The organism is Cellulomonas sp. plas2 (assembly GCF_057221735.1).
This window is the reverse complement of the sequence record NZ_CM170155.1, coordinates 1,824,232-1,840,044: the sequence shown is the minus strand read 5'-3', so window position 1 is coordinate 1,840,044 and position 15,813 is coordinate 1,824,232. Positions and strand designations below refer to the sequence as shown.

Sequence of the window (15,813 nt, the reverse complement as noted above, 5' to 3'; positions counted from 1 at the left end):
CCGCCCGTCCGTCCGTCTCTCCGTCCGCCGCCCCCTGCGCGCCCGTCCCCGTCACGTCAGACCTGGACCCGGTCCCGCACGGCGGCCAGCACGCGCGCGACCGCCTCGTCGACGGGCACGCCGTTCTCCTGGCGCCCGTCCCGGAAGCGGAACGACACGGCGCCGGCCTCGACGTCCTCGCCGCCGGCGATGAGCACGAACGGCACCTTCTCCTTGGCGGCGTTGCGGATCTTCTTGCCGAACCGGTCGTCCGAGCGGTCGACCTCGGCGCGGATCCCCTCGGCGCGCAGGCGCTCGACGAGCTCCGCGAGGTAGCCCTCGAAGGGCTCCGCGACGGGGATGGCCAGCACCTGGACCGGCGCGAGCCAGGCGGGGAACGCGCCGGCGTAGTGCTCGGTCAGCACGGCGAAGAACCGCTCGATGGAGCCGAACAGCGCGCGGTGGATCATGACGGGCCGCTGCCGGGTGCCGTCGGGGGCGGTGTACTCGAGCTCGAACCGCTCGGGCAGGTTGAAGTCGAGCTGGATCGTCGACATCTGCCAGGTCCGGCCGATGGCGTCCTTGGCCTGCACGGAGATCTTCGGGCCGTAGAACGCGGCGCCGCCGGGGTCCGGCACGAGCTGCAGGCCCGACGCCTCCGCGACGGAGCGCAGCGTCTCCGTCGCCTCCTCCCACGCCTCGTCGGACCCCACCGACTTCTCGGGGTTGCGGGTGGACAGCTCGAGGTAGAAGTCCTCGAGGCCGTAGTCCTTGAGCAGGTCGAGGACGAAGGTCAGCAGGCTCGTGAGCTCACCGGCCATCTGCTCGCGGGTGCAGTAGATGTGCGCGTCGTCCTGGGTGAAGCCGCGCGCGCGGGTCATGCCGTGCACGACGCCCGACTTCTCGTACCGGTACACCGTCCCGAACTCGAACAGCCGCAGCGGCAGCTCGCGGTACGAGCGCCCCCGCGCGGCGAAGACGAGGTTGTGCATGGGGCAGTTCATGGGCTTGAGGTAGTAGTTCTGCCCCTGCTTGCGCACGGTGCCGTCGGCGTCGCGCTCCTCGTCGAGCTTCATGGGCGGGTACATGCCCTCGGCGTACCAGTCGAGGTGCCCCGACACCTGGAACAGGTGCTCCTTCGTGATGTGCGGGGTGTTGACGAAGGAGTAGCCCGCCTGGACGTGCCGGCGCCGGGAGTACTCCTCCATCTCCATGCGCACGATCCCGCCGCGCGGGTGGAAGACCGCGAGGCCGGAGCCGATCTCGTCGGGGAAGGAGAACAGGTCGAGCTCGGTGCCCAGCCGGCGGTGGTCGCGGCGCTCGGCCTCGGCCAGCCGGTCGAGGTGGGCCTTGAGCTCGTCCTTCGTCGGCCAGGCGGTGCCGTAGACGCGCTGGAGCTGCGGGTTCTTCTCGCTGCCCCGCCAGTACGCCGCGGCCGAGCGGGTGAGCTGGAAGCCGTTGCCCAGGACCCGGGTGCTGGGCACGTGCGGCCCGCGGCACAGGTCCTGCCAGACGACCTGCTCGCTCTCGCGGCCGGCCCCGCGGACGTTCTGGTAGACGGTCAGCCCGCCGAGGCCGACCTCCACCGACGCGCCGTCCTCGTCGCCCGCCGCGCCCTTGAGGCCGATGAGCTCGAGCTTGTAGGGCTCCTCCTTCTCCAGCGCGCGCGCCTCGTCCTCCGTGACGTCGACGCGGCGGAAGGTCTGGCCCTCCTTGACGATGCGCGCCATGACCTTCTCCAGGGCGCGCAGGTCCTCCGGCGTGAAGGGGGTCTCGACGTCGAAGTCGTAGTAGAAGCCGTCGGTGATGGGCGGGCCGATGCCGAGGCGCGCCGCCGGGTTCACCTCCTGCACGGCCTGGGCGAGCACGTGCGCGGCGGAGTGGCGTAGCACCTCGAGACCTTCGGGGGACCCGATGGTGACGGCCTCGACGACGGCACCCGCCGGCAGCTCGCGGTGCAGGTCGCGCAGCTCCCCGTCGACGCGGACGACGACGACGTCCTTGCGCGACCCGAACAGGTCGGTGCCCGTCGTCCCCGGCTCCACCGTGGTGGCCGTGCCGTCGACGGTGAGGGTGATGGGCTCGGGCACCGGTGCTGCCTCCTCTGCGCGGTCCACCCGGGCGGCGGACCGGCCCCGATGCTACCGGCGGGGCCTCACCCGGTCGGCACACGCACACACCCGTGTGCGCCCGGCCGCGCACCCGGTCACGCGCCGGAGAACGACGGAGGGCCGGCACCGTGACGGTGCCGGCCCTGCGCCGGTGCGGTGGGCGATACTGGGTTCGAACCAGTGACCTCCTCGGTGTGAACGAGGCGCTCTACCACTGAGCCAATCGCCCGGACCCGGGACCCGGGACGCCCCCGCGGGGTGCGTCGGTCCGGAACTCTAGCCGACATCCGGGCGAACTCCTAAGCCGCCCGCCGACGCCCGGCCCACCCCCCGCCCGCACCGCCCGACGACACCCGGCGCACCGCCCGGGACACCTCAGTCCCGTCCCGGCCCACCCGATGGGTGCGACGGGCGGCCACACCGCCCGTCCGCCCCTCCGCGTCACGCGGGCGTCACCCCCCGGTGGCGCAGACCACCCCGACAGGTCCTCGACAGGTCCTACCGGGTGAACGGGGGCAGGTCACACGGACGCCGGGACCCCCCGGCTGCCATGATGGGCACTCCAGAGCCCGTGCGAGACAGGAGGACCGCGATGACGAACCCGGCGTTCGACGTCGTCGAGGTGGTCGCGATGCAGCTCATCGGGTCCGACGCGAGCGTGGTGCCGGTGGCGACGGAGCTGTCGTTCCGCGCCTCCGACCCGTACACCGTCCGCGCCGTCTTCACCGGCGCCGCCTCCATGTCGACGTGGCTCCTGGGCCGCGAGCTGCTCGCGCAGGGCGTCCACGCCTCCGCCGAGGCCCCCGCCGGCAACGGCGACGTCCAGGTCTGGCGCGACGAGGACCCGGAGTTCACGCTCGTCTCGCTCAGCGGCGTCGAGGGCAGCGCCCTCCTGGCCGCCCCCACGGAGCCCATCCTGCGGTTCCTCGACGCCACGGAGCGGCTCGTCCCGCTCGGCCGCGAGGGCGAGCGCATGGAGTCGGAGATCTCCGCCCTCATCGCGGCGCTGCTCACCGCCTGACGGACGCGCCCCGGCCGCTCCCGCCCGCCCGCCCGGGCGTCCCCGGCGCGGCAGCACGACGCCGCCTACGGGTCCAGGTCCTCCGCCGACCGGCGCACGTACAGCGCGCGCACGGCCTCGAAGGCGTCCCCGGGCTCGACGGGCGTGCCGTCGAGCTCCACGACCGGCGTCAGGCCGCGGACCGACCCCGACAGCGCCAGCGCCGCCGTCCCCGTCAGCACCTCGTGGACCACCGCGTCGTACCGCAGCTCCCCCGGCGCCGCCGCCCGCACCGGCAGCCCCGCGTCCGCCGACCACTCGAGCACGAGGTCGCGCGTGACGCCCGCGAGGCACCCGCTGCTCAGCGGCGGCGTGAGGACCTCCCCGCCCCGCGCGACGAAGACGTTCGACGCCGCGCCCTCGCACAGGTCGCCCACCGTGTTGGCGACGAGCGCCTCGTCGGCGCCCTCGGCCCGCGCGTGCCGCAGGATCGCCACCTGCTCCGCGTAGGACGTGGTCTTCAGGCCGGCGATGGAGCTGCGCTCGTTGCGCACCCACGGGACGGTCACCGCGCGGGCGGTCGTGGCCCCGCCGTGCCCGGCAGGGGCGGCGGCGACGAGCAGCGTCGGCGCGATCTCGTCGTCGGGGGCACGCGCCGGCCCCAGCGGCGAGGGTCCGGCCGTCACGGTGATGCGCAGCCGCCCGGCGTCGGGCGCCGCCGCGAGGACGGCGGCCACGCCGGCCCGCACCTCCGCCTCGTCGGGCACGGGCAGGCCGAGGCCCGCCGCCGAGAGCGCGAGCCGCCGCAGGTGCCGCGTGAGCGCGAAGACCTGCCCGTGGCGCACCGCGCACGTCTCGAACACGCCGTCGCCCACCGTCACTCCGTGGTCGACGGGCGTGAGCAGCGGCGCCGCCGGGTCGACGAGCCGGCCGGCGGACCACACGACGACGCTCACAGGGCCATCCTGGCACCGGAGGCCAGCGCGACCAGCCGGGCCGCCTTGAGCTCGGTCTCGGCCCACTCGGCGGCCGGGTCGCTCCCCCAGGTGATGCCCGCGCCCGTGCCGAAGCGGAGGGTGCCGCCGTCGTCGGGCGTCCACCAGAACGTCCGGATGCCCACGGCGAGCTCGGCGCGGACCGCGCCGTCCTCCCCCACCCGCACCCAGCCCACCGCGCCGCAGTACGGGCCGCGCGGCACGGGTTCGAGCTCGGCGATGACGTCCAGCGCGCTGCGCTTGGGTGCGCCGGAGACCGAGCCCGGGGGGTAGGCCGCCGCCAGCAGCGGTCCCCAGAGGCGGCCGGCGGCCGTGAGCGCCGGGTCGAGCCGGCCCGTCACCGTCGACACGAGGTGCACCAGGCCCGGGTGCCGCTCGACGCGCAGGAGGCCGTCGACCGCGACCGTCCCTGGTCGGCAGACCCGCTGCAGGTCGTTGCGGACGAGGTCGGTGATCATGACGTTCTCGGCGCGGTCCTTGTCGCTCAGGCCGGCGGCGGTCGCGGCCGTGCCCTTGATGGGCGCGGAGGTGACGCCGTCGCCCTCGACGCGCAGGAACAGCTCCGGCGACGCGGTCACGACCCAGGCGCCGGGGTCGTCCGGGCCGCACGCCGCCCGCGGGACGTGCACCCACCCGGCGTAGGGGGCGGGGTTGCCGGCGGCCAGCACGCCCGCGAGGGCGGCGGCGTCCGGTGCGGTGCCCTCGTACGGCGCCGGCAGGGGCGCCCGCAGGACCCGGCAGAGGTTGGCCTGGTAGACCCGGCCCGTGCGGACGTGGTGGCGCACCCGCTCGACGGCGTGGCGGTACGCGGTCTCGTCGAGCGAGGAGGTCCACGCGTCCGGCCCGGGACCGCGCCAGGGCAGGCGCACGCCCGGCGCGGCCGCCGACGGGCCGGAGGCCGGCGACCGCTCGACGACCTCGTCGAACCGCCACGCGTGCACCGCGCCCTCGAACGTCCCGACGAGAGCCCAGACCCCCGGGATCACCAGGTCCTCGGGACGCGCCGTCACGTCGACGTGCTCCACGACACGCCGGGCGACGAGGCCGCCGAAGGACGCCTCCCCCTCCCCCGGCCGGCCCGCCCGCGCGCCCGCGACGGGGCCGGCACCAGGGACGACGCGGGCGTGGGCCATGCGCCGACCGTACCGAGCAGGTGGCCCGGCGGCGCCGGCGGCCGCCCCGGAGCGGGTTTGGACTCCACCCCGCGATGCGGTTAGAGTCATCCCCGCACACGGCAAGCCGGTGAAGACCGGCGGACGTGCTGTGCGGACGTGGCTCAGTGGTAGAGCATCACCTTGCCAAGGTGAGGGTCGCGGGTTCGAATCCCGTCGTCCGCTCGGAGGCTCTCCCCATCGACCCCTGCGGGTCGCTGTGGACTGCGGTCTCAGGGTGGAGTGGCCGAGAGGCGAGGCACCGGCCTGCAAAGCCGTTTACACGGGTTCGAATCCCGTCTCCACCTCGCAGCACGACGAGCACCACCCCCGGGCGATTGGCGCAGCGGTAGCGCGCTTCCCTGACACGGAAGAGGTCACTGGTTCGATCCCAGTATCGCCCACCACCCGCACGACGACGCAGGCCCGACCGGATCGCTCCGGTCGGGCCTGCGTCGTCGTGCCGGTCGCTGCGGGAACGGGACGTGACGTCCCTCCCCGTCTCAGCCGACGGCGACGAAGCCGTCGGCACCGGACGAGATGCTCCAGACCCGGACGTCCTTGCCGGTGCCGGCGTGGTCCTTCTGGTAGAGCCGGACCACGCCGCCGTCGTGGGCGACCCCGGTGCCGTGCACCTCGTGGCTCCCCGTCGCACCCCTCACCTCGATGCTCACGGGGCCGACGAAGTCGGTCAGCGCGGTGGGCGCCCGTCCTCCGACGACGGTGATGCCGTACGGCACCCCCGACACGATCGTGGCTGCTTCCGTGCTCGTCATGGTGAGGCCTCTCGTCGGTCTGCAGGAGGCGGCCGCTGTCGCGGTGCGGTCCCCAGCGTGCCGGGTGACGGGGGACGTGTCGAGGGCACGGGCTGCCGACGTGGGAGGGCGGCTCAGGCGGGGGCCGAGCGGAGCAGGCGTCGGACCGCGATCATCGCGCCGCCGAGGACGGCCGGGATGCCGCCGCCCGGGTGCACCGAGGCGCCGACGCGCCAGAGCCAGGGGCGCAGGGGGTCGCGGTAGGCGGGGCGGTGGAACGGTCCGCTCTGCCACGGCGGGCGCGCGGCGCCGTACAGCGCGCCGTGGGGCTCGCCGGCGGCGCCGTAGTGCTGCGGGTCGAGGACGACGGCGTCCTCGAGGTGGTCGGTGAGGGGGGTCGACAGCCCCAGGGCGGCGGACACCCGGTCCACCTCGCGGCGCACGAAGGGGTGCTCGATCGTGTACCGGCCCCCGTCGGCCGGCGCGGTCAGCAGGACGCCGAGGGTGCTGCGCCGGTTCGGGTACACCTGGCCGGCGCGGTAGTGGTTGACGAACACCATGGTGTCGGCCGGCTCGTCGCCCGCCTCGAGGCTGCGGTACAGCGCCTCCGGCCGCGTGGGCAGGACGACGCTGTGCGCGGGCAGCCCGGCCGGCAGCTCCTCGCGGAGCGCGCCGTAGACGGCGACCGCGGAGCACGAGAGCGGGCGACGGCGTCGCCGCGGGCGCCGGAGGACGGCGAGCGGCGGCCCCCCGGCCGTGAGCGTCGCCAGCCGGTCGGCGTCGAGGCCGCTGACGACGAGGTCGGCCCGGTGCCGCGCCGTCACCGTGGTGACCAGCCCGCGCTCGACGCGGGTGACGGGCTCGCCCAGGCGGACCTCCACGCCGGCGGCCTCGGCCAGGCGCGCGAGCGCCAGCACCACCTCGTGCACCCCGCCGCGGGGCACCCAGACCCCCGTCGCGGCCATGATCGCGGGCATGCTCGCGTAGAGGGCGGGCGTGCGGGCCGGGGAGACGCCGGCGTTGAGCGTGTGGATGGCGAGGACGTCGCGGAGCCCGGCGGGCAGCCACGGCAGGCCGTCGAGGTAGGCGGCCGTCGTCAGGCGCCGGCCGTACACGTCGAGCAGGCGCCGCAGGGCCGGCAGCGACGCCCGGTCGAGCGGGTCGGCGAGCAGGAGCGCCGACACGTCATCGGCCAGCGGGGAGTGCAGGTCGCTGAACCGGCGCCACGCGGGGTACCAGGGGTGGTCGGGTGCGACGGGCAGGTCCGTCACGTCGCCCCGGTGGTGGTACCGGCCGACCTCCGGCATGCGGACGAGGTCCAGCCCGCCGACGCGCTCGGCGGACCCGTGGCCGTCGTCGAGCCGGCGCAGCAGCTCGTCCCACACCGCGGGGAACGTCACCAGCGACGGGCCGGTGTCGACGCGGGCGCCGCCCAGCTCGAGGCGGCGGCTCTTGCCGCCCAGCGCGTCGGAGGCCTCGAGCAGCGTGACCCGGTGGCCGGCCCGGCCCAGCAGGGCGGCGGCGGCGAGCCCGCCCAGCCCGCCGCCGAGGACGACGACGCGGCTCACGGCCAGCGCCCGAGGAAGATCGCGACGGTGAGCAGCACGCCGGCGAACGCCCCCGCGACGTAGGGGAACGCCACCGACGCCGGGTACAGGCGGTGCCCCGTCGCGGGCGTGGGGTCCCGCAGCAGCCGCACGACGAGGGTGCCGGCGATGAGGAGGTTCACCACCGCCACGGGCACGCTGACGAGGGCGAACAGGACCGACGACAGCGTCCACCACGCGCCGCTCCACAGCGCGGTGCCGCGGGGGCCGAGGCGCACCGCGGTCGTCGTGATGCCGGCCTCACGGTCCTCGACGATGTCCTGCACGGCGTCGAACGGGTGCTTCGCCACGCTCCAGGCCATGAGGCCGAGCGCCGCGGGCCAGACGGGCGTCTCGTCGAGCGCCGCCGGGACGAGGACCAGCGGCAGGGCGTACGCCGCGTTGCTGAGGGAGTCGAGGAACGGCCGGGCCTTGAAGCGCAGCGGCTCGGCGGAGTAGTAGACGAAGACGCCGGCGTAGAGCAGGGCGACCGCGGTGGCCTGCCAGGGCAGCGCGAGCACGAACCAGGCGAGGAACGGCAGGTTCGTCGCGGCCACGCCCCAGGCGATGAGCCGCACCTCCGAGGGCTCGATCCGCGCGCCCTCCAGCGACCCCTTGCGCGGGTTGGCCGCGTCCGTCTCCTGGTCGTACACGTCGTTGACGCCGTAGATGAGCAGGTTGAACGGCAGGGCGAGCCACAGCAGCACCGGCACGGCCCGCAGGTCCAGGAACGTGCCCGTCAGCCACATCCCGACGACGCCGCCGCCGATCGTGTTGATCCAGAGGACCGGCCGCGAGATGTGCACCAGCCGGGCCACGACCGCCCCGGGCCCGCGGGCGGTGGCGCCCGCGGTGCGCCCGGCCCGCTCAGCGATCGCCGTGCCCGCCGCACGAGGGAACCGGGCACGTACGACGCGGTCGCATGCCGTGGCTCCTCGAGATCGTCGTCGTCACGGGGTCCGCCGGACCCCCGCCGCAGGTGAGCGACCCGTCGGGGCCCCGCGGGCACGGCGAACATAGCCGCGGCGCGGAGCGCGCCGCCAGCGCACGGGGACCCGGTCCCCTCAGCGCACACTGGTCGCGTGCGCATGATGCTGCTGACAGCCGGGACGCGCGGCGACGTGGAGCCGTTCGTCGCCCTCGCTCGGTACGTGGCCTCACGCGCGCACGAGGTGCGGCTCGCGGTGCCCACCGGTGCCGACGTGCCGGACGGGCTGGACGTCGTGCGCTTCGACCTCGACGCGCGGCGGGTGCTGCCCGCGCCCGGTGCCACGCCGTGGGCGCTCGCCCGGCACCTGCGCGACGAGGTGCGGCCGGCGATGGCGGGGATGCTGTCCGCCGCCGTACGCGAGACGGTGGCGTTCGCGCCCGACGTCGTCGTGCATCACGCCCTCGTGCTCACCGCGCCCCTGGCGGCCGACGCGCTGGGCGTCCCGCGGGTGCTGGTGGAGCTCGCGCCGGTCGCGACGCCGTCGGCCGAGCTGCCCGCCGCCGGGGGCCCGACCGCGACCCGCGAGCTCGGACGCTGGAACCGGGCGACCTACGCGGTGCCGCGTGCTGCGGCCCGGGTCTTCGACGCCGAGGTGGCGCGGGCGGCGGCGCAGCTCCCGACGGGGAGCCGACCGGCCCGGCGCACGCCGTCCCGGGCGACGCTCATGGCCGTCAGCCCGCAGCTCCTGCCGCGGCCGCGGGACTGGCCGGCGCGCGTCCACCTCACGGGGCACTGGCACGACGACGCGTCCGCCGACGTCGACCCGGCGGTGGCGGCCTTCGTCGCGGGTGGGGGGCACCTCGTCGCGTCGTTCGGCTCCATGGCGGCGGGCGCCGCCGGGCGGAGGGGCGAGCAGCGCGCCCGCGACCGTGCCCGCGACCGTGCCCGCGACCGTGCCGAGCACCGGGCGCGCGGCGTCATCACCGCCGCCCGCGCCCACGGGCTGCGCGCGCTGCTGCTCACCGGGTGGGGCGGCCTCGCGCTGCCCGACGACCTCCGCGGGCCCGACGTGCTGGCGGCGCCGGCCGCGCCCTTCGGGAGCGTGCTGCCGGGGGCCGCGCTCGTCGTCCACCACGGCGGGGCGGGCACCACGCACGCCGTCGCCCGGGCCGGCGTGCCCTCGGTGGTCGTGCCCGTCACGGCGGACCAGCCCTTCTGGGCGGCGCGGCTGCACCGGCGCGGTATCGCCGCGGCGCCCGTGCCGCTGCGTCGGCTGTCGGCGGCGACGCTCCTGCCCGCGGTCGCCGATGCGCTCGGTCGACGCGAGGCGGCCGCGGAGGTCGGACGGCTCGTCCGGCAGGAGGACGGGTTGGCCGCCGCGCTGGACGTGCTCACCGCGCTCTGACGGCGGGCGGCGCCGGCTCAGGCGCCGGCTCAGGCGACGTCCGGTGCCGGCGGCTCCGGCGCCCCGGCCGCCTCGTCGCGCTCGGCCCACGCGAGCAGGGGCGCGAGGTCGAAGACGGCGTCGTCCATGCCGGCGTGCAGGTCGCCGAGGGCGGCGTAGCGCGCAGGGACGGTCGCGATGGTGCAGTCCCGGGGGTCGACGTCGTCGACCTCGTCCCACCGCAGGGGCGTGGACACCGTCGCGGTGGGCGTGCCGCGCACGGAGTACGCGGAGGCGATCGTGTGGTCGCGCGCGTTCTGGTTGTAGTCGACGAACACGAGCGCCGGGTCGCGGTCCTTGCGCCACCACGTCGTCGTCACGTCGTCGGGCGCCCGCCGCTCGACCTCGCGCGCGAAGGCGAGGGCCGCCCGGCGCACGTCGGCGAACCCGTGATCGGGGCGGACGCGCACGTAGACGTGCAGCCCGTTGCCGCCCGACGTCTTGGGCCAACCGACCGCCCCGAGGTCGTCGAGCACCTCGTGGACGACCCCCGCCACCCGCTGCACGCGGTCGAAGGGGCAGTCCGGCATGGGGTCGAGGTCGATCCGCCACTCGTCCGGGCTCTCGGTGTCCGCGCGGCGGCTGTTCCAGGGGTGGAACTCCACCGTCGACATCTGCACGGCCCACAGCACGTGCGCGAGCTCGGTGACGCACAGCTCGTCGGCGGTGCGGCGGTACCGCGGGAAGAAGACCTCGACCGTCTCCATCCACGGCGGCGCGCCGGCGGGGAGGCGCTTCTGGTGGACCTTCTCCCCCGCCAGCCCGTCCGGGAACCGGTGCAGCATGCAGGGGCGCTCCCGCAGCGCGGCGACGATGCCGTCGCCCACCGCGAGGTAGTACCGCGCCAGGTCGAGCTTCGTCGCGCCCGTCGCGGGGAACATCACGCGGTCCGGGCTGGACAGGCGGACCGTGCGCCCGCCGACCTCGAGCTCGACCGCCGGCGTCCGGGTGCTGGCCATGCCCCATCCAAGCGCAGCCGTCCCCGCCCGCGCACCGGGGACCGCGCCCGGCGACACGCGTCCGAGGACACGCGTGCGAGGACGGGGCAGGATCGGGTCGTGCCCGACGAGCCCACCCGCGTGCTCCCCGTCTTCCCGCTCGGCTCCGTCCTGCTGCCGGGGATGCCGCTGCCGCTGCGGGTCTTCGAGCCGCGCTACGTCGCCCTCCTGTCGGACGTGCTCGGTGCCGACGAGCGCGAGTTCGGCGTCGTGCTCATCGAGCGCGGCTCGGAGGTCGGCGGCGGGGACGTCCGGTTCGGCACCGGCACGGTGGCGAGGATCGTGCAGGTGGAGGTCGGCGAGGGCCTCGTCGTCCTCGTCGCCCGCGGCACCGAGCGGTTCGAGGTGGTGCGCTGGCTCGACGACGACCCCTACCCGCGCGCGGAGGTCCGCATGCTGCCGGCGCTCGTGCCCGAGGACCCCGCCGCGCTGGCGGAGGCCGAGCGGGTGGTGCGCGAGACGCTCGTGCGGGCCGCGGAGTTCGTGGAGCTGCGGTGGCCCGCGGACGTGGCGCTCGCCGACGACCCCGCCGCCCGGATGTGGCAGCTCGCGGGCATCGCGCCGCTCGGCGCGCTCGACACCCTCGCGCTCCTGCGCTCGACGACGGCGGCGGCGCTGCTGGCGCGGCTGGTGGAGGAGACGCGGGCGGTGCTGCCGACGCTCGAGGCCGGGTGGCTCGACGACGGCGAGGGCGACGAGGACGACCCGCGCTGACGACCAGCGCTGACGGCCCGAGGGCCTGGCACGACGACCGGGCACCACGGCCGGGACGGACGCCGCCGCCCCGGGCGCCCGCACTACCCTCGGCGCCACAGGACGGGAGCGGGCGGGTGCACGTCCGCCCCCGTGAGGGACGGACGACGCACGACGGGAGGCGGGGCGCGGTGGCGGTGGTGACGAGCGCGGACGTCGCGCGCGCGAGCGGGGTCTCCCGCACGACCGTCAGCTACGTCCTCAACGGCACGCCCGGCACGACGATCTCCGCCGCGACCCGCGCCCGCGTCCTCGAGGCGGCCGAGCGCCTCGGCTACGCCCCCTCGGCGGCCGCCCGGACCCTGCGCCGCGGCCGCAGCGACCTCGTCGTCGTCGTGCTGCCGCACTGGCCGATCGGGCCGGTCGTCGACGCGCTCCTCGACCGCCTCACCACCGACCTCGCCGAGCGCGGGCTGTCCGTGCTCGTGCACCACGGGCGGGGGCGTCGGCCGCTCGCGGACCTGTGGCGGCACGTGTCGCCGCGGGCGGTCGTGGGGCTGGCGCCTTTTGACCCGGCCGAGCTCGACGCCATGCGTCGGGCGGGCATCACCCCGGTCGGCGCGCTCGTCGGGCGGGACGGCCGCGACCCCGCCCCGGACCCCGCCGCCTACGCCGGCGCGCAGGAGGGCATCGGGCGGCTGCAGGCCGAGCACCTGCTGGGACGCGGGCGCAGCCGGCTGGCGTACGCGGCACCCGCCGACGAGCGCCTGGCCGGGTTCGCCGCGCAGCGCCTGGCGGGCGTGCGCGCGGCGTGCGCGGCGGTCGGCGCGGCCCACCCGCTCGTCGCGGAGGTCCCGCCCGACCCCGACGCCGCCGCGGAGGTGTGCCGGGTCTGGGCGGCGGCGGGGGTGGACGGCGTGCTCGCCTACAACGACGAGGTCGCCCTCGCGGTCCTGGCCGGGCTGCGCGCCGTCGGCGCCCGGGTGCCGGAGGACGTGGCCGTCGTGGGCGTCGACGACGAGCCCGCCGCGCGCCTGGCCGTGCCGCCGCTGAGCACGGTCCAGCAGGAGATCGAGGTGGAGGCGGACCACCTGGCCGCCGTCACGCTCGCGACGCTCGACGGGCGCGCCGTGCCGCCGCACCCGCCCACGTCGGTGCGCCTCGTCGTGCGGGGGTCGAGCTAGCCGGGTCGGGCCGGGCGGGCCGGGCCGGGCAGGGCGAGCCGGGCGGGCGAGGCGGACGTGGTCGGCGCGCCGGCGGCAGGGGCCGCCGGCGCGCCGCGCCTCACGGGGCCGGGTACCGCACCACGTAGCTCGGGACCCCGGTGGTGCCGGCGTCGGAGCGCGCGCCCACGCCGTTGACGACGTGCTCGACCGTGCCGGCGCCGAGGTGGACCGTCATGACGTGCTCGAGCACGACCCCCGGCGCGTCCGGCACGGAGAACCCGTCCTCCGTGACGATCGACGGGTCGTTCTGGTTGAACACGTACACCCCGCCGCCCCACAGCCGGTGCTGCGTGACGTCCGGCGCGACGGTGTACCCGGGCCAGCCGAGCGTGCCGTCGGGCTGCTGCCAGTCCGCCTGCGTCGGCGGGTCGTAGGGCAGCTCGTTCTGGAAGAGCACCACCTGCCCGTGCTCCCCCTCCCACACGAGGTTGCGCTGCTGGAAGTGCTCGACGAACAGCCCCGTCGCCGTGACGTCGTCGCCCGTGACCACGACGCCGGTGCGGCCGGTGTTGGTGCGCCAGCGGTCGGTGTCGCCGTTCACGCCGGCGGTGAAGCCCTCGACCCCGTGGTCGGCACGCCACACCCACGTGTGGTCGACGAGGACGTGGTCCGCGTCGATGCGCAGCGCCGTGTCCGTGCGCCCGACGTGCGGGCCGCCGACGCGGAAGTAGACGTCGGACAGCGTGATCGGGTCGGCGGCGCGGTCCGCGTCGGAGAACCTGCCGTGGCCGACCCCGGGGTGCGTCGCGCCGACCTGCAGCAGGACGGGCGACTCGACCGTGCCCGCGTCGACGGTCACGCCGGCGACCACGATGCCCGGCACGTCGGACACCGTCAGCGGCACCGACCCGCCGACGGCGGTGAGCGTGGCGTGCCCCATCCCCAGCACCACCGTGCCGGGACGGGTCACGCGGATCGACCGGTCGACGTCGTAGACGCCCGGCGTCAGCAGCAGGTGCTTGCCGGAGGCGAGCGCCGCGTTGATGCGCTGGACCGAGTCTCCGGGCCGCGCGACGAAGAAGTCCGTCAGCGGCACCGTCCGGCCCGGCGTGGTGCCGTCGGCCCACGTGACGCCACGGCTGGCGGTCTGCGCCGCCGGGACGCGCACGGCGTAGCGGCCGGGGCCGTCGACGAAGAGGTACGGCTTCTCCCGGCTCACGGGCGTCGTGTCGAGGGTGGTGTAGGGCGGCGTCGGGAAGTCCTCGTCGGAGGGCGCGCCCTCGACGCCCGAGAACACCTGGTTCCACACGCCGTTCGACCAGGACCCCACGACGCTGTCGCGCGTGAGCCACTGCTGCTGCGACCCGTTGACCACGGCACCGAAGCGGGAGTCGGCGATGAAGCCGCCCGACGCGTACTGCGGGCCGGCGGTGCAGTAGTCCATGAGCGAGAACGGCACGGAGCCCTGCACGTCCAGCCGCCGGACCGACACCGCCTGCGAGACGGCCCAGAAGTTCGCGCTCTGCCGGCACCCGTCCTGGCCGCCGCCGTCGATCCGCAGCGTGAGGTTCGACAGCGTGCGCCAGAACGTGTTGAGGGCGATGCAGTTCGTCGTGCCGCCGTCGCCGAGGCAGCGGTTGTAGCTCTCGATCTTGCCGTGGACGACGACGTCGCCCGGCGAGGCGCCGAGGCCGGCGACCTCCGTGTAGTAGCCGACGCGCAGCTGCAGCGGGTCGGCGGCCGAGCCGTAGGTGCCGGGGCGCAGCAGCACGCTCCAGCGGGCCGTGCCCATCTCGGCGTCGACCTGCTGGGCGGCGATCGTGTTGACCGTGTCCTCGATCTGCTGCACGGGCATCGAGGGGTCGAGGACCACCACGCGCGCGCCGAGGTCGACGGGGGCGGGGCGGGCAGGGGCCGCCGCGACCGGCGTGGTCAGCGCGGGCAGACCGAGCACGGCGACGGCGCCGGCGGCGGCCAGGACGCGCGGCAGGCGTCGGCGAGGCGGTGGGGTGGTGAGCGGCATGCGGGGCGACCCTCTCCATCGAGGACGGCTCGGCCGGGGACCGGCCGGCGGTGACTCGTGTCACCAGCAGCTGACACTACGGGCTCGTCAGGCCTGTGTCACGACCAGCGGTCAGCCCCGGTGCGTCGAGGGGTCGTCGCCGCGGCGCAGGGGCGGCAGGTGCTCGACGAGGTGCCCGAGCCGCGCCAGACCGGCTCCCGCCGTGCCGAGCACGGGCGCCCAGGCCCGCGGTCCGCGCTGGACCAGCAGGTCGACGACGTCGCGCGTCCGGTCGACGAGAGCCAGGGGCAGGGCGGCCAGGACGTTGCCGGGCGGGCGCCGCGCGACCAGGGGGTGCGCCCGGGTCGGCGCGACGCGGCGGACGACCTCCCACAGCAGGCCCAGCCGGCGCAGCTCGCGCCGGTCGGTGACGGACTGCAGCCGCGGGAACAGGACGTCCTCCTCGTCACGCACGTCCTCGCGCAGCACCGCGGCGAGCCGGCCCAGGACGGCGGGGCGCTCCGGGTGCCCCGGCGGGAGGGACTCCAGACGGGTCACCAGCTCGTTGACCTCCTGGTGCTCCCGCTCCACGTCGAGGGTGATCGCGTCCCCGTCGGGCAGCGCCCGCCGCACGACGGGCCACAGCACCGACTCCTCGGCGAAGGCGTGCGGGAAGACGAGGCGGTACAGCCGCCGCAGCACGTCCTCCTGCGCCCGGCTGTCGGTCGCGTCGAGCTCCGCGAGCAGCGCGTCGAGGTGCTCGTGGTCCGCGCGCTGCCGCGCGAGCACGCTGAGCCGACCGCCGAGCGCGGCGAGGGACTGCTCGCCGATCGACGTGCCCGCCGGTGGCGGGACGTCGGGGACGGGCACGTGCGGGTGGACGTGCGTGCTGCTGGGCGTGCTGCTGGGCGTGCTGGTCTGCGTGCCGACGTGCGGGTCGGGTCCGGCCATGGTGGGTCTCCTCCCGGGGTCCGCCCACCTCTGGACCGTGCCGAGCGCGGC

General features: G+C 76.2%; 13 protein-coding genes and 4 tRNA genes. 7 read left to right on the top strand and 10 right to left on the bottom strand.

What is annotated here, in order from left to right:
* Positions 1-56 precede the first annotated feature (56 nt).
* Positions 57-2,069 (bottom strand): threonine--tRNA ligase, encoded by a 2,013-nt coding sequence (thrS, locus tag AC2TDM_RS08205; protein WP_484636331.1) that lies wholly within the window; start codon positions 2,067-2,069, stop codon positions 57-59.
* A gap of 178 nt (positions 2,070-2,247) precedes the next feature.
* Positions 2,248-2,319: transfer RNA gene (locus AC2TDM_RS08200), tRNA-Val, on the bottom strand.
* 363 nt (positions 2,320-2,682) lie between these two features.
* Here AC2TDM_RS08200 and AC2TDM_RS08195 point away from each other — a divergent pair.
* A complete protein-coding gene (locus AC2TDM_RS08195; protein ID WP_090030850.1) occupies positions 2,683-3,111 on the top strand; it encodes an SsgA family sporulation/cell division regulator in 429 nt (142 codons plus the stop codon).
* Positions 3,112-3,176: 65 nt separating this feature from the next.
* On the opposite strand, the gene AC2TDM_RS08190 is transcribed toward AC2TDM_RS08195, so the two are convergent.
* Together AC2TDM_RS08190 and AC2TDM_RS08185 are read right to left on the bottom strand one after the other, a co-directional pair.
* Positions 3,177-4,046, bottom strand: a complete 870-nt coding sequence (locus AC2TDM_RS08190; protein WP_484636330.1) for an aminotransferase class IV — start codon at positions 4,044-4,046, stop codon at positions 3,177-3,179.
* A complete protein-coding gene (locus tag AC2TDM_RS08185) occupies positions 4,043-5,218 on the bottom strand; it encodes a chorismate-binding protein (protein WP_484636329.1) in 1,176 nt (391 codons plus the stop codon). The genes AC2TDM_RS08190 and AC2TDM_RS08185 overlap by 4 nt, the downstream gene beginning before the upstream one ends.
* Before the next feature lie 132 nt (positions 5,219-5,350).
* Here AC2TDM_RS08185 and AC2TDM_RS08180 point away from each other — a divergent pair.
* From AC2TDM_RS08180 to AC2TDM_RS08170, 3 genes are all read left to right on the top strand, one after another.
* A tRNA-Gly gene (locus AC2TDM_RS08180) sits at positions 5,351-5,422 on the top strand.
* A gap of 51 nt (positions 5,423-5,473) precedes the next feature.
* Positions 5,474-5,544: transfer RNA gene (locus tag AC2TDM_RS08175), tRNA-Cys, on the top strand.
* 24 nt (positions 5,545-5,568) lie between these two features.
* Positions 5,569-5,643: transfer RNA gene (locus AC2TDM_RS08170), tRNA-Val, on the top strand.
* A 96-nt stretch (positions 5,644-5,739) separates the two neighbouring features.
* Here the strand turns inward: AC2TDM_RS08170 and AC2TDM_RS08165 are convergent.
* From AC2TDM_RS08165 to AC2TDM_RS08155, 3 genes are all read right to left on the bottom strand, one after another.
* Positions 5,740-6,012 carry a hypothetical protein gene (locus AC2TDM_RS08165; protein WP_090030843.1) on the bottom strand — a complete coding sequence of 91 codons (273 nt, stop codon included), beginning with the start codon at positions 6,010-6,012 and terminating at the stop codon, positions 5,740-5,742.
* A 113-nt stretch (positions 6,013-6,125) separates the two neighbouring features.
* A complete protein-coding gene (locus AC2TDM_RS08160; protein ID WP_484636328.1) occupies positions 6,126-7,559 on the bottom strand; it encodes a phytoene desaturase family protein in 1,434 nt (477 codons plus the stop codon).
* A complete protein-coding gene (locus AC2TDM_RS08155; RefSeq protein WP_484636418.1) occupies positions 7,556-8,386 on the bottom strand; it encodes a UbiA family prenyltransferase in 831 nt (276 codons plus the stop codon). Before AC2TDM_RS08155 ends, AC2TDM_RS08160 begins: the two co-directional genes overlap by 4 nt.
* A 279-nt stretch (positions 8,387-8,665) precedes the next feature.
* Between AC2TDM_RS08155 and AC2TDM_RS08150 the strand changes: the two genes are divergently transcribed.
* Positions 8,666-9,913 (top strand): glycosyltransferase, encoded by a 1,248-nt coding sequence (locus tag AC2TDM_RS08150; protein ID WP_484636417.1) that lies wholly within the window; start codon positions 8,666-8,668, stop codon positions 9,911-9,913.
* Positions 9,914-9,942: 29 nt separating this feature from the next.
* Here AC2TDM_RS08150 and ligD read toward each other — a convergent pair whose 3' ends face one another.
* A complete protein-coding gene (gene ligD / locus AC2TDM_RS08145; protein WP_484636327.1) occupies positions 9,943-10,911 on the bottom strand; it encodes a non-homologous end-joining DNA ligase in 969 nt (322 codons plus the stop codon).
* A 99-nt stretch (positions 10,912-11,010) separates the two neighbouring features.
* On the opposite strand from ligD, the gene AC2TDM_RS08140 reads away from it, so the two are divergent.
* Together AC2TDM_RS08140 and AC2TDM_RS08135 are read left to right on the top strand one after the other, a co-directional pair.
* Complete coding sequence (locus AC2TDM_RS08140; RefSeq protein WP_484636326.1) at positions 11,011-11,664, top strand: LON peptidase substrate-binding domain-containing protein; 654 nt, start codon at positions 11,011-11,013, stop codon at positions 11,662-11,664.
* A 170-nt stretch (positions 11,665-11,834) separates the two neighbouring features.
* Positions 11,835-12,827 carry a LacI family DNA-binding transcriptional regulator gene (locus AC2TDM_RS08135; RefSeq protein ID WP_484636325.1) on the top strand — a complete coding sequence of 331 codons (993 nt, stop codon included), beginning with the start codon at positions 11,835-11,837 and terminating at the stop codon, positions 12,825-12,827.
* 100 nt (positions 12,828-12,927) lie between these two features.
* On the opposite strand, the gene AC2TDM_RS08130 is transcribed toward AC2TDM_RS08135, so the two are convergent.
* Both AC2TDM_RS08130 and AC2TDM_RS08125 read right to left on the bottom strand, forming a co-directional pair.
* Positions 12,928-14,832 carry an adenylyl cyclase gene (locus tag AC2TDM_RS08130; protein WP_484636324.1) on the bottom strand — a complete coding sequence of 635 codons (1,905 nt, stop codon included), beginning with the start codon at positions 14,830-14,832 and terminating at the stop codon, positions 12,928-12,930.
* 111 nt (positions 14,833-14,943) lie between these two features.
* Positions 14,944-15,762 (bottom strand): hemerythrin domain-containing protein, encoded by an 819-nt coding sequence (locus tag AC2TDM_RS08125; RefSeq protein ID WP_484636323.1) that lies wholly within the window; start codon positions 15,760-15,762, stop codon positions 14,944-14,946.
* Positions 15,763-15,813: the final 51 nt, after the last annotated feature.